At 63.3% G+C, this 19,310-nt stretch carries 18 protein-coding genes; 14 read left to right on the top strand and 4 right to left on the bottom strand.

Annotation, left to right across the window (positions count from 1 at the left end; all coding sequences use genetic code 11):
• The first annotated feature begins 29 nt into the window (after nucleotides 1–29).
• The gene (locus tag GWQ31_RS12715) at nucleotides 30–665 is read left to right on the top strand and encodes a murein L,D-transpeptidase catalytic domain family protein (RefSeq protein ID WP_096118729.1); all 636 of its coding nucleotides are present in this window, start codon (nucleotides 30–32) and stop codon (nucleotides 663–665) included.
• 67 nt (nucleotides 666–732) lie between these two features.
• Here the strand turns inward: GWQ31_RS12715 and GWQ31_RS12710 are convergent, their stop codons facing one another.
• The gene (locus tag GWQ31_RS12710; RefSeq protein WP_059168160.1) at nucleotides 733–1,161 is read right to left on the bottom strand and encodes a universal stress protein; all 429 of its coding nucleotides are present in this window, start codon (nucleotides 1,159–1,161) and stop codon (nucleotides 733–735) included.
• Nucleotides 1,162–1,369: 208 nt separating this feature from the next.
• Between GWQ31_RS12710 and GWQ31_RS12705 the strand changes: the two genes are divergently transcribed.
• Complete coding sequence (locus GWQ31_RS12705; RefSeq protein WP_275909506.1) at nucleotides 1,370–2,107, top strand: hypothetical protein; 738 nt, start codon at nucleotides 1,370–1,372, stop codon at nucleotides 2,105–2,107.
• Between the two features lie 5 nt (nucleotides 2,108–2,112).
• Here GWQ31_RS12705 and GWQ31_RS12700 read toward each other — a convergent pair whose 3' ends face one another.
• Complete coding sequence (locus tag GWQ31_RS12700) at nucleotides 2,113–2,637, bottom strand: RNA methyltransferase (protein ID WP_021139783.1); 525 nt, start codon at nucleotides 2,635–2,637, stop codon at nucleotides 2,113–2,115.
• A 335-nt stretch (nucleotides 2,638–2,972) separates the two neighbouring features.
• Between GWQ31_RS12700 and GWQ31_RS12695 the strand changes: the two genes are divergently transcribed.
• The 10 genes from GWQ31_RS12695 (at nucleotide 2,973) to GWQ31_RS12650 (ending at nucleotide 15,822) form a co-directional block, all read left to right on the top strand.
• Nucleotides 2,973–5,630, top strand: coding sequence for a nitrate reductase (locus GWQ31_RS12695; RefSeq protein WP_096118725.1), 2,658 nt, complete (start codon nucleotides 2,973–2,975; stop codon nucleotides 5,628–5,630).
• Nucleotides 5,631–5,656: 26 nt separating this feature from the next.
• The gene (gene cobA / locus GWQ31_RS12690; RefSeq protein WP_059111354.1) at nucleotides 5,657–6,415 is read left to right on the top strand and encodes a uroporphyrinogen-III C-methyltransferase; all 759 of its coding nucleotides are present in this window, start codon (nucleotides 5,657–5,659) and stop codon (nucleotides 6,413–6,415) included.
• Between the two features lie 128 nt (nucleotides 6,416–6,543).
• A complete protein-coding gene (locus GWQ31_RS12685; RefSeq protein WP_058393688.1) occupies nucleotides 6,544–7,128 on the top strand; it encodes an ANTAR domain-containing protein in 585 nt (194 codons plus the stop codon).
• Nucleotides 7,129–7,417: 289 nt separating this feature from the next.
• A complete protein-coding gene (locus GWQ31_RS12680; protein ID WP_275909505.1) occupies nucleotides 7,418–8,776 on the top strand; it encodes a CmpA/NrtA family ABC transporter substrate-binding protein in 1,359 nt (452 codons plus the stop codon).
• Nucleotides 8,777–8,790: 14 nt separating this feature from the next.
• Nucleotides 8,791–9,750 (top strand): ABC transporter permease, encoded by a 960-nt coding sequence (locus GWQ31_RS12675; RefSeq protein ID WP_275909504.1) that lies wholly within the window; start codon nucleotides 8,791–8,793, stop codon nucleotides 9,748–9,750.
• 31 nt (nucleotides 9,751–9,781) lie between these two features.
• Nucleotides 9,782–10,603, top strand: a complete 822-nt coding sequence (locus GWQ31_RS12670; RefSeq protein WP_275909503.1) for an ABC transporter ATP-binding protein — start codon at nucleotides 9,782–9,784, stop codon at nucleotides 10,601–10,603.
• A gap of 27 nt (nucleotides 10,604–10,630) precedes the next feature.
• A complete protein-coding gene (nirB, locus tag GWQ31_RS12665; protein WP_275909502.1) occupies nucleotides 10,631–13,216 on the top strand; it encodes a nitrite reductase large subunit NirB in 2,586 nt (861 codons plus the stop codon).
• Nucleotides 13,217–13,263: 47 nt separating this feature from the next.
• Nucleotides 13,264–13,686, top strand: coding sequence for a nitrite reductase small subunit NirD (gene nirD, locus GWQ31_RS12660; protein WP_275909501.1), 423 nt, complete (start codon nucleotides 13,264–13,266; stop codon nucleotides 13,684–13,686).
• A gap of 142 nt (nucleotides 13,687–13,828) precedes the next feature.
• Nucleotides 13,829–14,920 carry a PfkB family carbohydrate kinase gene (locus GWQ31_RS12655; RefSeq protein WP_058393692.1) on the top strand — a complete coding sequence of 364 codons (1,092 nt, stop codon included), beginning with the start codon at nucleotides 13,829–13,831 and terminating at the stop codon, nucleotides 14,918–14,920.
• On the top strand, nucleotides 14,914–15,822 hold the full coding sequence (locus GWQ31_RS12650) for a pseudouridine-5'-phosphate glycosidase (protein WP_005317829.1): 909 nt from the start codon (nucleotides 14,914–14,916) through the stop codon (nucleotides 15,820–15,822). The genes GWQ31_RS12655 and GWQ31_RS12650 overlap by 7 nt, the downstream gene beginning before the upstream one ends.
• A 73-nt stretch (nucleotides 15,823–15,895) precedes the next feature.
• On the opposite strand, the gene GWQ31_RS12645 is transcribed toward GWQ31_RS12650, so the two are convergent.
• On the bottom strand, nucleotides 15,896–16,621 hold the full coding sequence (locus GWQ31_RS12645; RefSeq protein ID WP_058393694.1) for a carbonic anhydrase family protein: 726 nt from the start codon (nucleotides 16,619–16,621) through the stop codon (nucleotides 15,896–15,898).
• A gap of 448 nt (nucleotides 16,622–17,069) precedes the next feature.
• Between GWQ31_RS12645 and GWQ31_RS12640 the strand changes: the two genes are divergently transcribed.
• Together GWQ31_RS12640 and GWQ31_RS12635 are read left to right on the top strand one after the other, a co-directional pair.
• Complete coding sequence (locus tag GWQ31_RS12640; RefSeq protein WP_275909500.1) at nucleotides 17,070–18,047, top strand: cytochrome-c peroxidase; 978 nt, start codon at nucleotides 17,070–17,072, stop codon at nucleotides 18,045–18,047.
• Between the two features lie 249 nt (nucleotides 18,048–18,296).
• On the top strand, nucleotides 18,297–19,052 hold the full coding sequence (locus GWQ31_RS12635; protein WP_275909499.1) for a DNA/RNA non-specific endonuclease: 756 nt from the start codon (nucleotides 18,297–18,299) through the stop codon (nucleotides 19,050–19,052).
• 37 nt (nucleotides 19,053–19,089) lie between these two features.
• Here GWQ31_RS12635 and GWQ31_RS12630 read toward each other — a convergent pair whose 3' ends face one another.
• Nucleotides 19,090–19,305, bottom strand: coding sequence for a hypothetical protein (locus GWQ31_RS12630; protein WP_005317818.1), 216 nt, complete (start codon nucleotides 19,303–19,305; stop codon nucleotides 19,090–19,092).
• Between the last annotated feature and the right edge of the window lie 5 nt (nucleotides 19,306–19,310).

Here is a 19,310-nt window from a genome sequence, read left to right as displayed (position 1 = left end):
TACCAACAAAAACGGGAGCAGATTCAAGGATGAAGCAAACTGATTGGATAAAGCGATTTGGTGTGCTCTGGTTGAGCTTGCCGCTCCTGTTCGGAGCGATCTGTTTCAGTGCCAGCAGCCATGCCAGTTGGGATCAGGATCTCTATCGTCAGCTTGGGTTGGCAGGCAAGCTCGACAAGCAGGTGTTTCGCAAGGCCATCGACAGTTACCAGAGCGTGCACCACAAGCGCAAACCCATCCTCACCATCATCGATTACACCAAGCCCTCGACCCAGCGCCGACTGTTCGTGATCGACGTGAAACGCCACAAGTTGCTCTATCACACCTGGGTCAGCCATGGTCGCAATTCAGGTGAGCTGGCCGCTCGCCAGTTTTCCAATCAGCTGAATTCCAGGCAGAGTTCCCTCGGTGTTTATCGCACCGCCGAGACCTATCAGGGAAAGCACGGCTATTCACTGCGTCTCGATGGCCTGAGCCCGGGCAAGAACTGCAATGCCCGCAAGCGGGCAATTGTGGTGCACGGGGCCAGCTATGCCAGCCCGCAGCATCTGCGCAAATATGACAAACTGGGTCGCAGTTGGGGCTGCCCTGCGCTGCCCAAGGAGCTGTCCAGAGCCATCATAGACACCATCAAGGGTGGCAGCGTCATCTACGCCCACGGTTGAGCGCGTTTCTGAAAGAGATAAGGCCAGCAGAGTGCTGGCCTTAGTTCGTTGATTGGCGATGGAAGGGTTAGCGGACAACCAGCACAGGGCAGGGGGCGTGGCGCACCACTGACTCGGCGACACTGCCCACCAGCAGGTGGCTGAGGCCGGAACGGCCATGGCTGCCCATGACCACGAGATCAATCTTGTCCTCTTTTGCCTGAATGACGATTTCGTCGGCGGCGCGGCCGAAGCGTACTTCGAAGCTGGCGGGAATGGGCAGGGTGGCGACCAGCTCTTTCAACTGGGTCTTGGCCTGGCGTTCCATTTCGTGGGTGATCTCGATGGCGGTCATGTGCAGGATTTTGTAGCTGTCGAAACCATGCAATTGATCCACCACATGGATCAGCTTGAGCTCTGCCTGATGGCTCTGGGCCATGAACACCGCATAGTCGAGCACTGACTGGGACATCTGGGAAAAATCGACGGGGCAGAGCAGGGTTTTGATGGATGGCATATGAAGGCTCCCCTATGGTTAGGTTACTAATGAATCTTATTGTCAATAATACCCATTCAGAGGGCAATAACCCTCGACTCGCTCGCAAAACAGGGAAAAAGAGGTGATTCGGTTCGAGATCTCCATATCATGTGGTATGGCTTTGGTGTACTCATCGCGCAGGCTGATCCGCCCGATGAGCGCATCGCCACCGAGGAAATTGTGAATCATGGTTCGTCTGCTGCTTTCGTTGCTGTTTCTCTTGTTCTGCTTGCCTGGCAGGGCCGACCCTTTACATGTCTATTGCGATGACTGGCCCGGTTTCTGCCAGCCCGATGGGCGGGGCATCTATCTGGATATCGTCGGCGCCATCTATCAGCCCCATGGCTATGAGGTCGTCCCGCACATAGTGCCCTACAAGCGGGCGCTGGCGGTGGTGGCGCAGAAGGGGGGCGACATGGCGATGGGGGTCTATCGGGACGAGGTCAACGGCGTACGCCAGCCGGATTATCCCGCCTCTGCCGACGATCTGACTGTGCTGATGCTCAAGAAGTGGCAACCCCAGTGGCTGGGTGAAAACAGTCTGAAAGGGCAGGGGGTGCTGTGGCTACGGGGCTGGGCCTTCGACAAGTACATCCCGGTCTCAATGCGCTGGCACGAGATTGACAGCCACGACATGGCGTTGCAACTGCTGGCCAAGGAGCGCTACCGCTACTACCTGACCGCCGGTGTGCTCTATTCAGCCGACTCCATTCCCGCCAACATGAATCGTACCTTCCTGCGCTGGATCCCGACCTACCCCATCTTTGCCGATACCGAACGGGGGGCCCGCCTGCAGCAACTCTGGGAGCAGGGCATGGTGCGCCTGATCCGCAGCGGCACCCTGACCGAGATCTATCGCCGCTACCAGCTCCATGATTACTATCGCGGTTTTATCAAGGAGTTGGAGCAGCGGGTGCAGAAGTAACCCTGTTATGGCTGAGGTGCGTCTTGCCCGGCCCTCAGGCGCTTGGCCAGCCGGTCATAGAGGATCACATTGACCGAGGCGGCCAGGTTCATGCAGCCCTGGGTCGGGACATAGATCACCTCCTTCACCGCCGCGAAGCGGGCGGGATCCAGGGTGCCATCCTCGGGGCCGAAGATGTAGAAGGCACGCTCAGGGTGGACATAATCTGGCAACGAGGTGGCCCCCTCGATAAGATCCACCAGCACAGGGGTGCAGCCGGTCGGCACAAAGTCCAGCAGAGCTTCGACCCCGAGCAAAGGGATCTTGTCCACCATCTGCTTGGTATCGGTAGCAAAACGGCGTGCCAGCTCGAAGCGGTTGCCCGTGTAGTAGACCTCGTCCGCCCCGTAGCAACCGGCGGCACGCATCACGGCCCCCACGTTCTCCGGTGACTTGGGATTGACCAGTCCGATGCAGCAATACGGGGATGCGTCCTCTGTTGGTGACTGTGGATTGGTTTGTCCCTCACAGCCGTAATCCGACTCTTTCATCTCTCTCTCCTCTGTGGCGGCCGCATTATACCCCTGGCTCGTACTTTGCCCATGGAATGCGTGCCGATGCCAGCAGGAGGGCTCCTGCATCTTGTCTGGCGGGGCCCAACAAGGGGGCAGCTGCACCGTCCCGGCGCAACCTTGCCTGTGTGGTCGCAGTGGCACTGGGGCTGACATCTTGGCGCAGGGTTTGCAGTTATCTGTCATGACAAGATGATTTCGGCTTATCTGGACAAAGGCGTCCGTCCCCATCAGGGGCGGACGCCTTTTTTGTGGGCCACGGCAAGGAGGCGACCCGCGACTGAACGGGCTGCCTGGCGACAAGGAGCGAGGGAATGAACACCACCTGTGCCTATTGTGGAGTAGGGTGCGGCATCCGGCTGAGCCGTGAGGGCGCGAGCTGGCAGCTGAAGGGGGATGAACAGCATCCGGCCAACGCGGGGGCCCTCTGCGTCAAGGGGGCCAGTCTGCTGGAGAGTCTGGATTTCCCCGACCGCCTGCTCTATCCGCGCTGGCAGGGGCAGCGCATCGGCTGGGACCTGGCGCTCGATACCCTGGCCAGCCGTTTTACCGCCATATTGGCCGAATCCGGGCCTGCGGCCATTGGCATCTACCTCTCGGGGCAGCTCACTACCGAGGATTACTACGTCGCCAACAAGTTGATGAAGGGCTATCTGGGCAGTGCCAACGTGGATACCAACTCCCGACTCTGCATGTCATCGGCGGTGGTGGCTCATCAGCGCGCCTTCGGCGAGGATCTGGTGCCCGCCTGCTACGAGGATCTCGAGCTCGCGGATCTGGTGGTGATCACGGGGGCCAACACCGCCTGGACCCACCCTGTGCTGTTTCGCCGCCTGCAACAGGCTCGGGCGCGGCGGCCCGAGCTCAAGCTGGTGGTGCTGGATCCCCGTCGTACCATGACGGCGGAACAGGGGGATCTGCATCTGGCCCTCAAGCCCGGCAGTGATGTGGCACTGTGGAATGGCCTCTGTCGCTATCTGCTCGATCACGATGGCTGGGACAAGGATTACGTGGCACGCCATGTGAGCGGCTTTGCCGAGCTGGCTGCGGCGCTGGACAACCCGGCCTGGCAGCTGGAGGCGGTGGCTCGAAGCTGCGATCTGGCGCCAGGGGATCTGCTCGGCTTCTACCAGCTGTTTGCCCGCACCCCCAGGACAGTCACCCTCTTTTGTCAGGGGATCAACCAGTCCAATCAGGGGGTGGACAAGGCCAATGCCATCATCAACGCCCACCTGCTGTGCGGGCGCATCGGCAAGCCGGGGGCAGCCCCCTTCTCCATGACGGGGCAACCGAATGCCATGGGCGGGCGTGAGGTGGGCGGGCTGGCAACCCAGCTGGCGGCCCACATGGGCTTTGGCGAAGTCGAGCGCGACCGGGTGCAGCGCTTCTGGCAGAGCCCGACCATGGTGAGCGGGCCGGGTCACAAGGCAGTGGCCTTGTTCGAGGCGGTGGCGCGAGGGGAGATACGCGCGCTCTGGGTGCTCGGCACCAACCCGGCTGTCTCCCTGCCCGATGGCAACCGGGTGCGTGACGCATTGGCACGCTGCGAGCTGCTGGTGGTCTCCGAGGTGACGGCGGACACGGACACGGCACGGCTGGCCCACCTGCTGCTGCCCGCCGCCGCCTGGGGGGAGAAGAGCGGCACGGTCACCAACTCGGAGCGCACCATCAGCCGCCAGCGCGCCTTCCTGCCTCTGCCGGGGGAGGCCAGGCCCGATTGGTGGGCGCTGACCCAGCTGGCTCGCCGGCTCGGCTTTGGCGAGGGCTTTGCCTATGAGGATGAGCACGACATCTTCAGCGAACACGCGGCCCTGTCGGGGTTTGAGAACGAGGGGGCCCGCCAGTTCGACATCTCGGGGCTGGCCCACCTCAGTCGGGCCGAGTTCGAGGCGCTGGAGCCCCTGAGCTGGCCGGTCAATGCCGCCTGGCCCAGTGGCCGCGCCCGCCTGTTCGAGGATGGGGTCTTCTCCACGCCGGATGGGCGGGCCCGTCTGCTGCCGTTGGCCCAGCACTTTCCCCCCGAACCTGTCGTCGTTGCTGCGCCGGCGGGGGCCATCCCCTCGCGGCTCCACTCGTTGTTGCTCGGCTCTTTGTTACTTAACACGGGCCGGCTGCGGGATCAGTGGCACACCATGACTCGCACCGGCCACGTACCCCGCCTGCAGGAAGCCGAACCCTGGCCCAAGCTGCGGGTTGGCGCCGCCTGCCTGCTGGCGCTCGGGCTGGCCGAGGGGGATCTGGTGCGATTGAGCAATGATCTCGGTGAAGCGCGACTACTCGTCGGGGTGGACGAGGGGTTGAGGGAAGGGGACGCTTTCCTGCCCATGCACTGGACCGACAGCCAGTGCAGCCAGGGGGCGGTCAACCGCCTCATCGCCGCCGTGGTGGATCCCCTCTCGGGTCAGCCCATGTTCAAGCAGGGGCGGGTGATGGTCGAGCCGCAGCCGACCCGCTGGCAAGGGCTCTGGCTGGGTCAGCAGCCCTGGGGGGAGGCGGTGGACTGGTGGGCCAGGCGCCCCCTGCCCGAAGGCAACTGCACCCTGCTGGCCTCCTGGTCGGAGGAGCCGCAGGCGCTGTGGCAGCGGCTGGGAGCGGCGGGCCGCTGGCTGCGGCTGCCGCTCAAACAGGGCTGGCTTGCGGTTGCGCTGGCGCAGGATCGCATCGACGGCCTGCTGCTGGTGGGGGAGCGGCGCCCTGACATCAAGGTCGATCTGCTGGCCAGCCTGCTCGGTACGCCCTTGCAGGCGGGGGCCCTGAGCCAGACCCTGAGCGCGGCCCTGGCCGGAGATAGTCGACTGGTCTGCTCCTGTCTGCGGGTGTCGGAGCAGCGCATCGTCGACGCCATCACCCGGCAGGGGGTGAGCGAGCTGGCGGGGCTGCAGGCCCTGCTCGGCTGCGGCAGCAACTGCGGCACCTGCCTGCCCGAGATCGACAAGCTGTTGATCACGCATGTTTTTATCGCCTCAGCCTGAGGCTTGGGCAACACAAGGAGTGTGAGATGAGCCAAATCAGTCTGGTAGGGGCCGGTCCCGGCCCGCTCGAATTGTTGACCCTGCGCGCCCTGCAACGGCTGGAGGCGGCGGAGGTGGTGATCTATGACCGCCTGGTGGGGAGCGAGATCCTGGCCCGCATTCCCAAGGGGGCGGCCCGTTTCGATGTGGGCAAGCGCTGCGGCGAGCCGAGTCCGAGCCAGGATCAGATCAACGCCCTGCTGTTGGCGCTGGCCCGCACCGGCAAGCGGGTGGTGCGGCTCAAGGGAGGGGATCCTCTGGTGTTTGGCCGGGGTGGGGAGGAGGCGCTGCACCTGGCCCGCCACGGTATCGCCGCCGAGCTGGTGCCCGGCATCACGGCGGCGCTGGGTTGCGCCGCCAGCTGCCTGATCCCCCTGACCCACAGGGGGCTGGCCCGCTCCCTGACCCTGGTGACGGGTCATCTGATGGAGGAGGGCGACTATCAGGGTTGGCAGGGGCTGACACGGGCCGGCCACACCCTGGTGTTTTACATGGGGCTGGAGCGGGCGGCCCGGATCCGGCAGGGATTGCTGGCGGCCGGTGCCTCGCCGGATCTGCCGGTGGCGCTGGTGGTGGCCGGTTGCAGCCCGCAGCAGCAGGTGCATGAGACCCGGCTGGCCATGCTGGCAGAGGCTGCCGTGACACTGGCCGGACAGAGTCCCGTGCTGATGATCATGGGGGAGGTGGTGAGCCTGCGCAGCGAGCTGAACGCCCTGCTGAACCAGGCGCTGGATCGGGTGGCCTGAGTACCTACCTCCACTACCTCCAGATAGATAAAAAGGGGGTAGATTCAAATAGTTGGCCTTCATGTTGCGTCATCTGTGGTGGACACGCAGCGACAGACAAGCTGCGACAGCCGTTGGCAAGGAGCGCCATGACTACTCTTCCCCCAGGGGGCCGTGCCGGCCCCCCTTCCCGCCTGATGATCCACGCCGATGAGCCGGGTCAGGCCAACCGTCTGGCCCTGCTGGTCAGCCACTACGGCCATCAGCCGCAGATCCTGGACAGTCGCCAACTGCTGAGCCCGAACGGGCAGGGGGATGCCCTGCTCATCAGCAGTCGCCAGTTTGGCGCCGAGGTGCGACTCGGTCTCTCTCTCTGGCCCGGGTTGCCACGCCTGCTGTTTTGCGAACGGATCGGCCCCGAGCCCCAGGTCACCTTGTTGCAGCAGGGGGTGCTGCTGGTGCCCCACCCGTGTGGCGAGCGGGAGCCGGTCGAGCAGTGGCTGCGGCTGGCCCGCAGCCAGCTGGCCATGGTGCAGGCGCTGGCGCAGACCGAGAGTGAACTGCGCCAACAGCTGGTGGATCGGCGGCTGGTCGAGCAGGCCAAGGGGCGACTGATGCGTCATCAGGGGCTGGACGAGGAGCAGGCCTACCGCCTGATGCGCAGCACTGCCATGAACCGGCACCTGAGCCTGGGGGAGCTGGCTCGCCAACTGCTGCTGGCCCTGCCTGCCTGAGCGCCCCTGTGGCCAACCGTTTTGGTGCAACTGCGCCTAATTGAGGCAAACGAGGGGAGAAACAGGGAGGAAAGAGGCGGGATAGGGCCAGTTTCTGTGGATTGGCCAATTTGGCACGGAAAGTGAATTAGTCAACATACAAGGAGTGATGGTGCCCATGGGCCCGTCACTCGCAACAGGGCAAAGAGGCCTCACCGATCCCGGATCGGTGAGGCTTTTTTTTGGTCGCAACCCTGCAACGGCGCAGGGGAGTGGCCGCCCATGACTGTGATGTGAGCGAGGAAGGCGAATGAACAAGAGACAAGGATGTGCGGGTCTGCTGCTGGCCCTGCTGTCACTGCCGACGCTGGCGGCAGTGGGGGCTCCCGAGCAGGAGGAGCTCAAACTGGGCTTCATCAAGCTGACCGACATGGCACCGCTGGCGGTGGCCTATGAGCGCGGTTATTTCGAGGATGAGGGGCTCTACGTCACTCTGGAGGCCCAGGCGAACTGGAAGGTGCTGCTGGATCGGGTGATTGACGGCGAGCTGGACGGTGCCCAGATGCTGGCGGGTCAGCCGCTGGCCGCCCAGGTCGGCATAGGCACTCAGGCCGAGCTGGTGACGGCGTTCGCCATGGATCTCAACGGCAACGCCATCACGGTCGCCAACCCTGTGTGGGCTGCCATGCAACCTCACCTGCCCAAGGCGGCGGCGGGTCAGGTGCCCGCTCCCGTGAGCGCCGCTGCGCTCAAACCCGTGGTGGCTCAATACCGGCAGGCGGGCAAGTCGTTCAACATGGGAATGGTGTTCCCCGTCTCCCCCCACAACTACGAGCTCAGATACTGGCTGGCGGCCGGCGGGCTGAACCCCGGCTTCTATGCCCCCGCCCTCGGCGACAGCTCGGGTCAGCGCCAGGCGGACGTACTGCTGTCGGTCACGCCGCCACCCCAGATGCCCGCCACCCTGGAGGCGGGCACCATAGCGGGCTACAGCGTGGGAGAACCCTGGAACCAGCAGGCGGTTGCCATGGGCATAGGGGTGCCCGTCATCACCGACTACGAGATCTGGCGCAACAACCCGGAGAAGGTGTTCGGCGTTACCCGCCAGTGGGCCGAGCGCCATCCCAATACCCACATACGGTTGGTGAAGGCGCTGCTGCGGGCGGCCTGGTGGCTTGATGCCGAGCAGAACGGCAACCGGCGCGAGGCGGCCAAGCTGCTGGCGCGGCCCGAGTACGTGGGGGCCGACGAGGAGGTGATCGCCAACTCCATGGTGGGCACCTTCGAGTACGGGAAAGGGGACAAGCGCAGCCTGCCGGATTTCAACGTCTTCTTCCGCCACCACGCCACCTATCCCTACTACTCGGATGCCATCTGGTATCTGACCCAGATGCGGCGCTGGGGCCAGATCCCGACGGCCAGGCCGGATGCCTGGTTCGAGCAGGTCGCCAAGGCCGTCTATCAACCCGAGGTCTACCGCCTGGCGGCTGAGGCGCTGATCGCCGAGGGCAAGTTCAAGGCGCAGGACTTCCCCGATTTTGCCAGCGAGCAGGGCTATCGCGGCCCGCAGGATGGTTTCATCGATGGCCTCATCTACGACGGCCGCCACCCCAACGCCTATCTGCAACAGTTTGCCATCGGCCTCAAGGGCGATGAGCGGGTGCAATGAACAAGGAGTTCCCGATGAAACGACACAAGTGGCCACTCATCAATTGGAAAACCATCAACTGGAAAGCCATGGTGCAGCCTCTGCTCGGCGTGCTGCTGTTCCTCGGCCTCTGGCAGTGGGGGGCGAGTCAGGTACAGACCAGTCTGGGCACCCTGCCGGGGCCGCTTGCGACCGCCAGCCAGCTCTGGTCGCTGGGGCAGGAGCATGTGCAGGAGCGGGAGAAGGCAAGCGCCTTCCTCGAGCGCCAGCAGCTGCGCAATGCCGAGCGGCTGGCGGCGGATCCGGCGGCCGAGGTGAGGCTGCGCCCCTATACCGGGCGCCCCACCTTCTTCGATCAGATTGCCACCAGCCTGCTCACTGTGCTGTGCGGCTTCGGGCTGGCCAGCCTGATCGCCATCCCGTGCGGCGTGCTGCTCGGCATGAATCAGGGACTCTACCGCGCCGCCAATCCGGTGATCCAGCTGCTCAAGCCGGTGTCGCCCCTGGCCTGGTTGCCGCTTATCACCCTGGTGGTGAGCGCGCTCTACACCAGTTCTGTGCCCTGGCTCGCCAAGTCTTTCGTCACCTCGGCGCTGACGGTGACCCTCTGCTCCCTCTGGCCGACCCTGATCAACACGGCGGTCGGGGTGGCGGGGCTGGACAGGGATCTGCACAACGTCAGCCGGGTGTTGCGGCTCTCTTTCCTGACCCATGTGCGCCGCATAGTGTTGCCCTCGGCCCTGCCCATGATCTTCACCGGGCTGCGATTGTCCCTCGGGGTGGCCTGGATGGTGCTGATCGCGGCCGAGATGCTGGCCCAGAACCCCGGGCTCGGCAAGTTCGTGTGGGACGAGTTCCAGAGCGGTGGCTCGGCCTCCCTGGCCCGTATCATGGTGGCCGTGGTCACCATAGGCCTCATCGGCTGCGGCCTGGACAGGGGCATGCTGGCCCTGCAGCAGTGGCTCTCCTGGGACAAGCGCCAGGTGCTGCGTTAATCACATTTCTATTCAGGCAGGAGAAGAGCCAATGAAGAGTTATCTGGAGATAAGCGACGTCGGCATCTCGTTCGAGACGGAGCAGGGCAGCTTCGAGGCCCTCAGCCGGGTCAACCTGCGCATCGAGAAGGGGGAGTTCGTCTCCCTCATAGGCCACTCCGGTTGCGGCAAGAGCACTGTGCTCAACCTGGTGGCCGGGCTGCTGGAGCCGACCCTTGGCGGCATCATCCTCGATGGCCGCGAGGTGGCGGGGCCAGGGCCCGAGCGGGCCATGGTGTTCCAGAACCACGCCCTGCTGCCCTGGCTCAGCGTCCAGCAGAACGTGGCACTGGCGGTGGGGCAGGTTGAGCCGAACCGGCGAGCGGTGGCGGAGCGGGTCGATTACTACCTCTCCCTGGTGCAGATGGATCACGCCAGCCAGAAGATGCCCCACGAGCTGTCGGGCGGCATGAAGCAGCGGGTCGGCATCGCCCGCGCCCTGTCGCTCTCCCCCAAGGTACTGCTGATGGACGAGCCGTTCGGCGCCCTGGATGCCCTGACCCGGGCCCATCTGCAGGATGCGCTGATGGCCATTCAGGCCGAGCTTGGCAATACCGTCATCATGATCACCCACGACGTGGACGAGGCTGTGCTGCTCTCCGATCGCATCGTCATGATGACCAACGGCCCCGCCGCCACGGTCGGAGAGATCCTGACCGTGGACTTGCCAAGGCCCAGAGACAGGGTCGCCCTGGCGGACGATGGTCACTATCACAAGCTGCGCCAGCAGGTGCTGCGCTTCCTCTATGAGAAGCAGCGCAAGGTGACCCCGCTCAAGGCGGCCGACCTGGTGCGCAGCAAGCTGCGCGCCTGAGCACTATCGGATTCAAGGAAGAGAGATATGGCTAACAAAGAGAAACTGCTGGTGGTGGGCAACGGTATGGATGATGAGATGGACCACCACTTGGTCGAATCGCCCGAGAGAGGTGAGAAACAACGTCTGCTGGTGATCGGCAACGGCATGGTGGGCCACCACTTTATCGAGCAGCTGGTGGCGGCTGGCGGCCTTAACCGGTTCGAGGTGACAGTATTCGGGGCCGAGCCGGACTCTGCCTACGACAGGGTGCATCTGTCCGAGGTGTTCGGCGGCAAGGCGCCCGAGGCGCTGCAACTGGCGGATCCCGCCTGGTATGAGGCGCAGGGCATCGAGCTGTGGCTGGGGGCTGAAGTGGAGGCGTTGGACAGAGCCGTTCGCACCTTGACGCTCGCCAACGGTGAGCAATTCCTTTACGACCGGCTGGTGCTGGCGACCGGCTCAGTGCCCTTCGTGCCGCCCATTTCCGGATTCCAGCGGGCGGGTTGCTTCGTCTATCGCACCCTGGGGGATCTCGCCGCCATCCGCGATGCCTGCGCCCAGGCCCGCAGCGGCGTGGTGATCGGCGGCGGTCTGCTGGGGCTGGAAGCGGCCAACGCCCTGCGCCTGCTCGGCCTCAAGACCCAGGTGGTGGAGTTTGCCCCGCGGCTGATGCCGGTGCAGCTCGATGACAACGGCGGCGCCGTGCTGCGGGACAAGATCCGGGCGCTCGGGGTCGAGGTGCTGGTGGAGAAGGCCACAGAGTGCATCGAGGATGGGGAACAGGCCCGTCACCGGCTGAAGTTCAAGGATGGCAGCCATCTGGAGGCGGACGTGATCCTGTTCTCGGCGGGTATCCGCCCCGCCGACGGTTTGGCCCGTCAATCCGGGCTGAGCGTTGGCGAGCGCGGCGGCATCTGCATCGACGAAGGTTGCCACAGCTCGGACCCCGCCATCCTCGCCATCGGTGAATGCGCGCTCTGGCAGGGGCGCATCTTCGGTCTGGTGGCCCCCGGCTACCAGATGGCCCGCGCCGCCGTGGCCAGCCTGTGCGGCGGCGAGACCCGTTTCGCCGGGGCCGACATGTCCACCAAGCTCAAGCTGATGGGGGTGGATGTGGGCTCCATCGGCGACGCCCACGCCAGCACAACCGGGGCTCAGGAACTGCTGTTGCTGGACAGGGTCAACGGCATCTACAAGAAGCTGGTGACCGACGGCGAAGGGAGCCGCCTGCTCGGCGCCATCCTGGTGGGGGATGGCAGCGATTATGAGCGGCTGCTGCAGTACTACCAGAACGGAGTGGCGCTGCCCCAGCCGCCCCTCTCCCTGCTGGTGGGGGAGACGGGCGCTGCCCCCGCGCCCCTGGTGTTGCCGGACAGCGCCATCCTCTGCTCCTGCCACAACGTCAGCAAGGGGGCCGTGGTGGCCGCCGTCAAGGCAGGCAACCACGAGCTGGCGGTGGTCAAGAGCTGCACCAAAGCGGGCACCGGCTGCGGCGGCTGCGGCAACCTGCTCAAGCAGGTGGTGGAGCAGACGCTGAGCGAAATCGGGGTCGAGGCGGACAAGGGGCTGTGCGAGCACTTCGCCCACAGCCGCCAGGAGCTCTATCACCTGGCCCGGGTCGGCGAGATCAAGAGCTTCGAGGCGCTGCGAGACAAGCACGGCAAGGGCCTTGGCTGCGACATCTGCAAGCCGACGGTCGCCTCCATACTGGCGTCGCTCTGGAACGAGCATGTGCTGGAGAAGCCCCACCGTGGCCTGCAGGATACCAACGATGCCTTCCTCGCCAACCTGCAAAAGGACGGTACCTACTCTGTGGTGCCGCGCATCCCCGGCGGTGAGATCACCCCGGATGGCCTCATTACCATAGGGGAGGTGGCACGCAAGTACGGGCTCTACACCAAGATCACCGGCGGCCAGCGCATCGACTTGTTCGGCGCCCGGCGCGATCAGCTGCCCGCCATCTGGGGCGAGCTGGTGGCGGCGGGCTTTGAGACAGGCCAGGCCTATGGCAAGTCGGTGCGCACCGTGAAGTCTTGCATCGGTTCCACCTGGTGTCGCTACGGGGTACAGGACTCCATGACCCTGACTCAGACCCTGGAAAACCGCTACAAGGGGCTGCGGGCGCCCCACAAGTTGAAGTTCGCAGTCTCCGGCTGCACCCGGGAGTGCGCCGAGGCCCAGAGCAAGGACATAGGCGTCATCGCCACCGAGCGGGGCTGGAACCTCTATGTGTGCGGCAACGGCGGTATGCGGCCGCGCCACGCCGACCTGTTTGCCACCGACCTCGATGAGCAGACCCTGATCCGCTACATAGACAGGCTGCTGATGTTCTACGTGCGCACCGGGGACAGGCTGCAGCGCACCTCGGTCTGGATGGAGAGCATGGAGGGGGGGCTCGACTACCTCAAGTCGGTGATCATGGACGACCGGCTCGGCATCGGCGCCGAGCTGGAGGCCATGATGGACGGCATAGTCGGCAGCTGGCAGTGCGAGTGGAAGAGCACACTGGCGGATCCGGACAAGCTGAAGTTGTTCGAGGCCTTCGTCAACCAGCCGGAGGGGAGTACGCCCCCCAGACGGGAGGAGCGGGGCCAATGGGTGCCGGCGATCAATATCAAGGAGGTGATATGAACGGGGCCAGTGGATTGCAAACCAGCCATCAGCATCAAGGAGGTGATATGAGCGATGCCAACGAGAATGCAGGGCAGGAGACGCTGGGTGAACGGCGACAAGGAGCAGAGATGCAGGGCGTCAGTGACACGCTATTGCAGAGTGAGCATGGTGAGTGGCGGCGGGTATGTGCGATCTCGGTTCTGCCGGAGCAGGCGGGGCGCAGCGCCTGGCTGGATGGTCGCTCCCTGGCGCTGTTTCGGCTCGGTGAGCGGGTCTATGCGCTTGATGATCTGGATCCCCTGGCCGGTGTGGCCGTGCTGGGGTGCGGCCTGGTGGGAGACGCCGGGGGCGAGCCCGTGGTCGCCTCCCCCCTCTACAAGCAGCGGTATGCCCTGATGGATGGCCGCTGTCTGGATGATCCATCCCTGAGCGTCGCCTGCTGGCCGGTGCGGCTGGATGGCGGCGAGGTCTGGGTGCAACTGGGCTGAGCGGGCTGCACATATCCCATGAAGGATCACCGGGCTTGCCCGGTGATTTTTTGTGGCTGACCCGACATTTCTTGCACGAGAAGATGGCGGGAAAACGTTTTTCATAAATAATAGACAAACGTTTGCAACTGGATGTTTGTCTATGACTGAGCGTGAACAAGAGATCCTCGCCCTGCTGCGCCAGGATCCCATGATTGCCCAGCAGGAGCTGGCGGATCGCCTCGGCATCAGCCGCTCGGCGCTGGCGAGCCATATCTCTAGCTTGATGCGGCAGGGCTATGTGCAGGGGCGGGGCTATGTGCTGCGGGAAGGCCCCTACGCCGTGGTGATCGGCGGCGCCAATATGGATATCTGCGGCTGCAGTCATGACAACCTGCGCATCGGCGATTCCAACCCCGGCAAGGTGCGCACCTCCGCCGGCGGTGTGGGGCGCAACATAGCCGAGAACCTGGCACGGCTTGGCACTGACACCCGGCTGCTGACCGCGGTGGGCAACGACCAGTACGGTCATCATCTGCTGGAAGTGAGCCAGCGCGCCGGGGTCGACGTGCGCCAGGTGCTGGTGCTGGAGGGGCAGGCTACCTCCTGTTACCTCAGCCTGCACGATGGCAGCGGCGAGATGAGCTGCGCCGTCAACGACATGGCGATCATCGACCAGCTCACACCGGCCCGGCTTACCCCGCTCACCGGTTTCCTTGGCGCGGCGCGGCTCTGGGTGCTCGACACCAACCTCGCCACCCACACCCTGGACTGGCTGTTCGAGCGCCAGGGTGAGCATATCATCTTCGTCGACACCGTCTCTGTGGCCAAGGTGGAGAAGATCCGCCCCTGGCTGCACCGGATCCACACCCTCAAGCCCAACCGCAGCGAGGCCGAGCAGCTGTGCGGCTTCACCATAGCCGGGCCCGATACCTGGCCCATGGCGGCAGCCTGGTTCCACCGCGCCGGGGTGCAGCGGCTGTTCCTGAGCCTCGGCGATCAGGGGATTTTCTATAGCGATGGGGAGTGCCAGGGCCATCTGCCCGTGCTCGGCAGCCCTGTCGTCAACGTGACCGGCGGTGGCGATGCCTTCATGGCAGGGCTGGCCCACGCCTGGTTGCAGGAGAGCGACATGACCGACACCACCCGCTTCGCCCTCGGCTGCGCCGCCCTCACCGTCAATTGTTCCGATACCGTCTTTTCCGGCCTATCCAAGGCCGCCGTTGAACGCATGCTGGAGGAGTACCCATGTTGAACGCTTACCTCGATATCCAACCTGAAGTCGCCGCTGCCCTGGCCGCCGGCAAGCCTGTCGTTGCCCTGGAGTCCACCATCATCTCCCACGGCATGCCCTATCCGCAGAACGTGGAGACGGCGCGCCAGGTAGAGCAAGTGGTGCGCGACAACGGCGCCGTGCCGGCCACCATCGCCATTCTGGATGGCCGCCTCAAGGTGGGTCTGGATGCAGGGGCGCTGGAGGCGCTGGGCCGGGCCGGTCACGACGCCACCAAGTGCAGCCGACGGGATATCCCCTTCGTGCTGGCGAACAAGGGGCTGGGCGCGACCACGGTCGCCTCTACCATGATCATCGCTGCCATGGCGGGTATCCGGGTGTTTGCCACCGGCGGTATCGGCGGCGTGCACCGCGGTGCCCAGGAAACCTTCGACATCTCGGCGGATCTGCAGGAGTTTGCCCAGACCCCGGTCGCCGTGGTGTGTGCTGGTGCCAAGTCGATCCTCGACATCGGCCTGACCCTGGAGTACCTGGAGACTCAGGGTGTGCCGGTCATCGGTTATCAGACCGAGGAGCTGCCCGCCTTCTACACCCGCGAGAGCGGCTTCAAGGTGGATTACCGCCTCGACACACCGGCGGCCATTGCCGAGGCGCTGCGTCTGAAGTGGGAGCTGGGGCTGGCCGGTGGTGCCGTGGTCACCAACCCGATCCCGACCCAGTTTGCCATGCCCAAGGCCGACATAGACGCCGCGATCAAACAGGCGTTGCAAGAGGCGGACGAGCAGGGAGTCAAGGGCAAGGCATCCACCCCCTTCCTGCTGGCGCGGGTGTGTGAGCTGACCGGCGGCAACTCGCTGGCGGCCAATATCCAGCTGGTGCTGAACAACGCCGCCCTGGGGGCGCGTATCGCCGCCAGTTTGTAATCACTAGCTGCAGACGAAAAAGAGGGCCCCTTGGCCCTCTTTTCTATTTCGGCTCTGTGATCGCCCGGGTGGATTATTGCAATACCAGCCGACCATGCAGCGGCTGCACGGGTCTGTTGTTGGGGTGGTGCATCACCGCCTTGAAGGCATCGATCTGGGCCTGACTCACCTGCACCGGCTGCTTCATTACCAGCCAGCGCACCCCTTCCGAGCAGGGCGGTGTGGTCAGCGAACCGCTGAAGCGGTAGTAGTCGCGATTGGCTGGCAGCAACTGCTCGGCCGAAAGCGGTGCCTTGAGGGTGTGGATCTCGCCCGTTTTCGCTGGCAACTGATCCCAGGCCCGGGTCAGCGCCGGATTGGCCTTGCCCGCTTCGAACATCACGGCCAGCACGGCGATCTCGCCCTTGGCATTGGTGTGCACCAGGTGCCCTTCCAGCGGATAGGATTTGCCCTTGATGAGGTTTTCACTGGGAGCATGGAAGTGGAACTGCTTGAGCTCGAAGCGCATGCCATCGAGCATCAAGGTACTGCCCGGGGCATAGCCGACTTGTACTGTATGGCCATTGTTGACCAGGGTTTTACCGCCCGCCAGATAGTGGAACTGCAGTGGAACCAGCTTGGCGTCTACCAGACCGTCGAGGTCTATCGGCGACTGGTTGCTGCCTGCACACTGGCCAAATTCCGGCGTCAGTTTGGCCCATTGTGCCGGCCCTGCTTCACCGTTGTACTCCCAGTGCGGGGTGGCAGCGAAGACGGCGGGGCATAGCAACAAAGAGCAGGCCAACAGAGACTTTCTCATCATACATCCTTATCTTGATTGAAAAGCACAGCCATCCGCTTCCTTAATAAGTGAAGGAACAGTGGATGGCATTATCTAAAATGCGGGATACAGAATGTTAGACAGTATTTTTATTATTAACAGCCGTATGACAGATCATATTGATGATGCATATAAAATGGATCTAATTAACAGGTGGCTGCAACTGCATATTGAATAATCGCTTTATTCAATGATAGCAATCTAATTAATCGGCTGTTGTTGAAGATGGATTTGTTCATAATTTACCCATCGAAATTCAGCTCTTTTTTGCCTCGCAAGTCCCCGCCACCAGTCTGTCAGAAATATAATAATTCATTGTTTTTATTGTGGTTTTTGTTGATCTCATTTGATCTTGAGCAAATAACATACAAGCGTTCCCGGTCAGGCTGAGGTTGCTGTTATGCACAGCCACAAGGGAGAGAGAAAAATGAATAAATATTATTTGTTGCTGGCGTTGGGCCTGCCGGGGATGGGGTGGGCAGCCGAACCGATCCAACCCGTCGAGGCAGCCAAGGTGGGATCGCCAGAGAAAGTCGAGTTGGGCAAGATGTTGTTCTTCGAGCCGAGGCTCTCCAAATCCGGCGCCATCTCTTGCAACTCCTGCCATAACCTGGCGACCGGCGGGGTGGACAATCAGGTCAGCTCCCTCGGCCACAAGTGGAAGGAGGGACCGATCAACTCCCCCACAGTGCTCAACTCCAGCCTCAACTTCGTGCAGTTCTGGGATGGCCGCGCCAAGGATCTGAAAGCGCAGGCGGCAGGCCCCATCGAAAATCCGCTGGAGATGGCCTTCACCCACAAGCTGGCGGTGGATACCCTGCATACCCTGCCCGAATATCGCAGCCGTTTCAGCGCCGTCTACGGCAAGGCGGACTTTGGCATCGATGAGGTGACAGACGCCATCGCCGCCTTCGAAGAGACCCTGGTCACCCCCAACGCGCCGTTCGATCGCTGGTTGAAGGGAGACGGCAAGGCGCTGACGGCGCAGCAGTTGAAGGGTTATCAGCTGTTCAAGGAGAAGGGCTGCACTGCCTGCCACAACGGGGTGGCCATCGGTGGCAACTCCTATCAGAAGATGGGGCTGGTCAAGCCGTTCAAGACCGACAACCCGGCCCAGGGCCGTGGCGGCGTGACGGGCGAGAAGCAGTTCATCGGCTGGTTCAAGGTGCCGACCCTGCGCAATATCGAGCTGACCTACCCCTATTTCCACGATGGTTCAGTCTGGGATCTGAAGGAGGCGGTGCAGATAATGGCGGACATCCAGCTGGGCCAGGCGTTGAGCGAGCAGGAGGCCAACGACATGACCGCCTACCTCAAGAGCCTGACCGGCGAGCAGCCCCGGATAGTGCTGCCGATCCTGCCGCCCTCCCGACCCGATACCCCCAGGCCTCAGGTCAAGAGCTGACCGGGTCGTGAGTCTGAATCCAGGCGGGGCTGATGCCCCGCTTTTTCATGGCCCTATCTCTCTGATAACACAGCCAAAGTACCGTATTCAGCATAATGACAAGGGGATGACAATCCCCCAGCTGGCGGCGGGGATTTCACCGATTTGCAGTCCTCTTCACAATTTCAACACGCTCACAATCTGTTCGATTGCCTAACTCATCCGACCTGGTGTCAAATCACTCCGCCCAATACAAGGAGTGGCATAATAATGAATAATATCAATAAATTAGTTCTGGCTATCGGATTCACTCTCACCACCTTCCCGGCCCTGGCGGCAGGCTTCCAGTGCAAGGATCACGTCAAGCTCGGGGTCCCGAGTCAATCCAGTCAGCTGTTGTGCCGGGACGGTTATGCCGCCGGATACAACTATGACACCAAGGTCGCAGACTGGGTCTCTTACCGTATGACGGCGGCCAGCGCCCAGGGTCAGGTGCCGCGCAAGGATGCCTTCGCCGAAGACAGGGAGGTGCCGGTGCAGTTCCGCGCTACTCTGGCGGACTACAAGGGGTCGGGCTACGACAGGGGTCATCAGGCGCCCGCGGCGGACATGCGCTCCACCGCCGCTACCATGAAGCAGAGCTTCCTGCTGACCAACATGACGCCGCAGTTACCGGCGCTCAATCAGGGGGCCTGGCGCATTCTGGAAGAGAAGACCCGCCAGTGGGCCATCGCCTATCAGGATGTTCAGGTGATCACGGGCCCCATCTTCACCAACTCCGATGCTGCCATTGGCAATGGTGTGACAGTGCCCCACGCCTACTACCGGGTGGTGATGGATGTGGCCAACCAGGAGGCGATCGCCTTCGTGCTGCCGCAACAGAACGTATCGGCCAGCCGGCTTGCGGATTACATAGTGACTGTGGATTCGGTGGAGGAGCAGACCGGACTGGATCTTTTCACCGAGCTGCCGGATGAACAGGAAGAGGCCATGGAATCACGGCTGATGGCTATGTGGGGCAACTGACTCGCGGCAACGACAACAGGGGCCTGGGCCCCTGTTGTCAGTCGTTCAGGTCGTCACCTATCTTCTTGACGGTGTCCCGGGTACCGTGACCAATTTCGCGGGTCACATCCCGGGTGGTGTGGCCAATCTCGCGGGTCACGTTGCGGGTGGTATGCCCCACGGTTCTGCCCGCCTCCTTGATGTCAGCACATCCGCTGGTCAAGGTGCCCAGGGTCAGGCCGAGTGCCAACAGTGCCATGCAGTTACGCATCATGCCGT

The organism is Aeromonas sp. 2MA4 (assembly GCF_029237305.1).
Classification (GTDB): Bacteria; Pseudomonadota; Gammaproteobacteria; order Enterobacterales; family Aeromonadaceae; genus Aeromonas; species Aeromonas salmonicida.
This window is presented reverse-complemented; position numbering and strand designations above follow the sequence as displayed.

What these genes read in the sequence shown, in the direction of transcription:
- GWQ31_RS12630 (WP_005317818.1), bottom strand. Translation starts at nt 19,305, where the DNA reads ATGATGCGTAACTGCATGGCACTGTTGGCACTCGGCCTGACCCTGGGC.
- GWQ31_RS12655 (WP_058393692.1), top strand. Translation starts at nt 13,829, where the DNA reads ATGACTGAGCGTGAACAAGAGATCCTCGCCCTGCTGCGCCAGGATCCC.
- GWQ31_RS12645 (WP_058393694.1), bottom strand. Translation starts at nt 16,621, where the DNA reads ATGAGAAAGTCTCTGTTGGCCTGCTCTTTGTTGCTATGCCCCGCCGTC.
- cobA (WP_059111354.1), top strand. Translation starts at nt 5,657, where the DNA reads ATGAGCCAAATCAGTCTGGTAGGGGCCGGTCCCGGCCCGCTCGAATTG.
- GWQ31_RS12710 (WP_059168160.1), bottom strand. Translation starts at nt 1,161, where the DNA reads ATGCCATCCATCAAAACCCTGCTCTGCCCCGTCGATTTTTCCCAGATG.
- GWQ31_RS12715 (WP_096118729.1), top strand. Translation starts at nt 30, where the DNA reads ATGAAGCAAACTGATTGGATAAAGCGATTTGGTGTGCTCTGGTTGAGC.
- GWQ31_RS12635 (WP_275909499.1), top strand. Translation starts at nt 18,297, where the DNA reads ATGAATAATATCAATAAATTAGTTCTGGCTATCGGATTCACTCTCACC.
- GWQ31_RS12670 (WP_275909503.1), top strand. Translation starts at nt 9,782, where the DNA reads ATGAAGAGTTATCTGGAGATAAGCGACGTCGGCATCTCGTTCGAGACG.
- GWQ31_RS12640 (WP_275909500.1), top strand. Translation starts at nt 17,070, where the DNA reads ATGAATAAATATTATTTGTTGCTGGCGTTGGGCCTGCCGGGGATGGGG.
- GWQ31_RS12680 (WP_275909505.1), top strand. Translation starts at nt 7,418, where the DNA reads ATGAACAAGAGACAAGGATGTGCGGGTCTGCTGCTGGCCCTGCTGTCA.
- GWQ31_RS12705 (WP_275909506.1), top strand. Translation starts at nt 1,370, where the DNA reads ATGGTTCGTCTGCTGCTTTCGTTGCTGTTTCTCTTGTTCTGCTTGCCT.
- GWQ31_RS12700 (WP_021139783.1), bottom strand. Translation starts at nt 2,637, where the DNA reads ATGAAAGAGTCGGATTACGGCTGTGAGGGACAAACCAATCCACAGTCA.
- GWQ31_RS12695 (WP_096118725.1), top strand. Translation starts at nt 2,973, where the DNA reads ATGAACACCACCTGTGCCTATTGTGGAGTAGGGTGCGGCATCCGGCTG.
- GWQ31_RS12685 (WP_058393688.1), top strand. Translation starts at nt 6,544, where the DNA reads ATGACTACTCTTCCCCCAGGGGGCCGTGCCGGCCCCCCTTCCCGCCTG.
- GWQ31_RS12675 (WP_275909504.1), top strand. Translation starts at nt 8,791, where the DNA reads ATGAAACGACACAAGTGGCCACTCATCAATTGGAAAACCATCAACTGG.
- nirD (WP_275909501.1), top strand. Translation starts at nt 13,264, where the DNA reads ATGAGCGATGCCAACGAGAATGCAGGGCAGGAGACGCTGGGTGAACGG.
- GWQ31_RS12650 (WP_005317829.1), top strand. Translation starts at nt 14,914, where the DNA reads ATGTTGAACGCTTACCTCGATATCCAACCTGAAGTCGCCGCTGCCCTG.
- nirB (WP_275909502.1), top strand. Translation starts at nt 10,631, where the DNA reads ATGGCTAACAAAGAGAAACTGCTGGTGGTGGGCAACGGTATGGATGAT.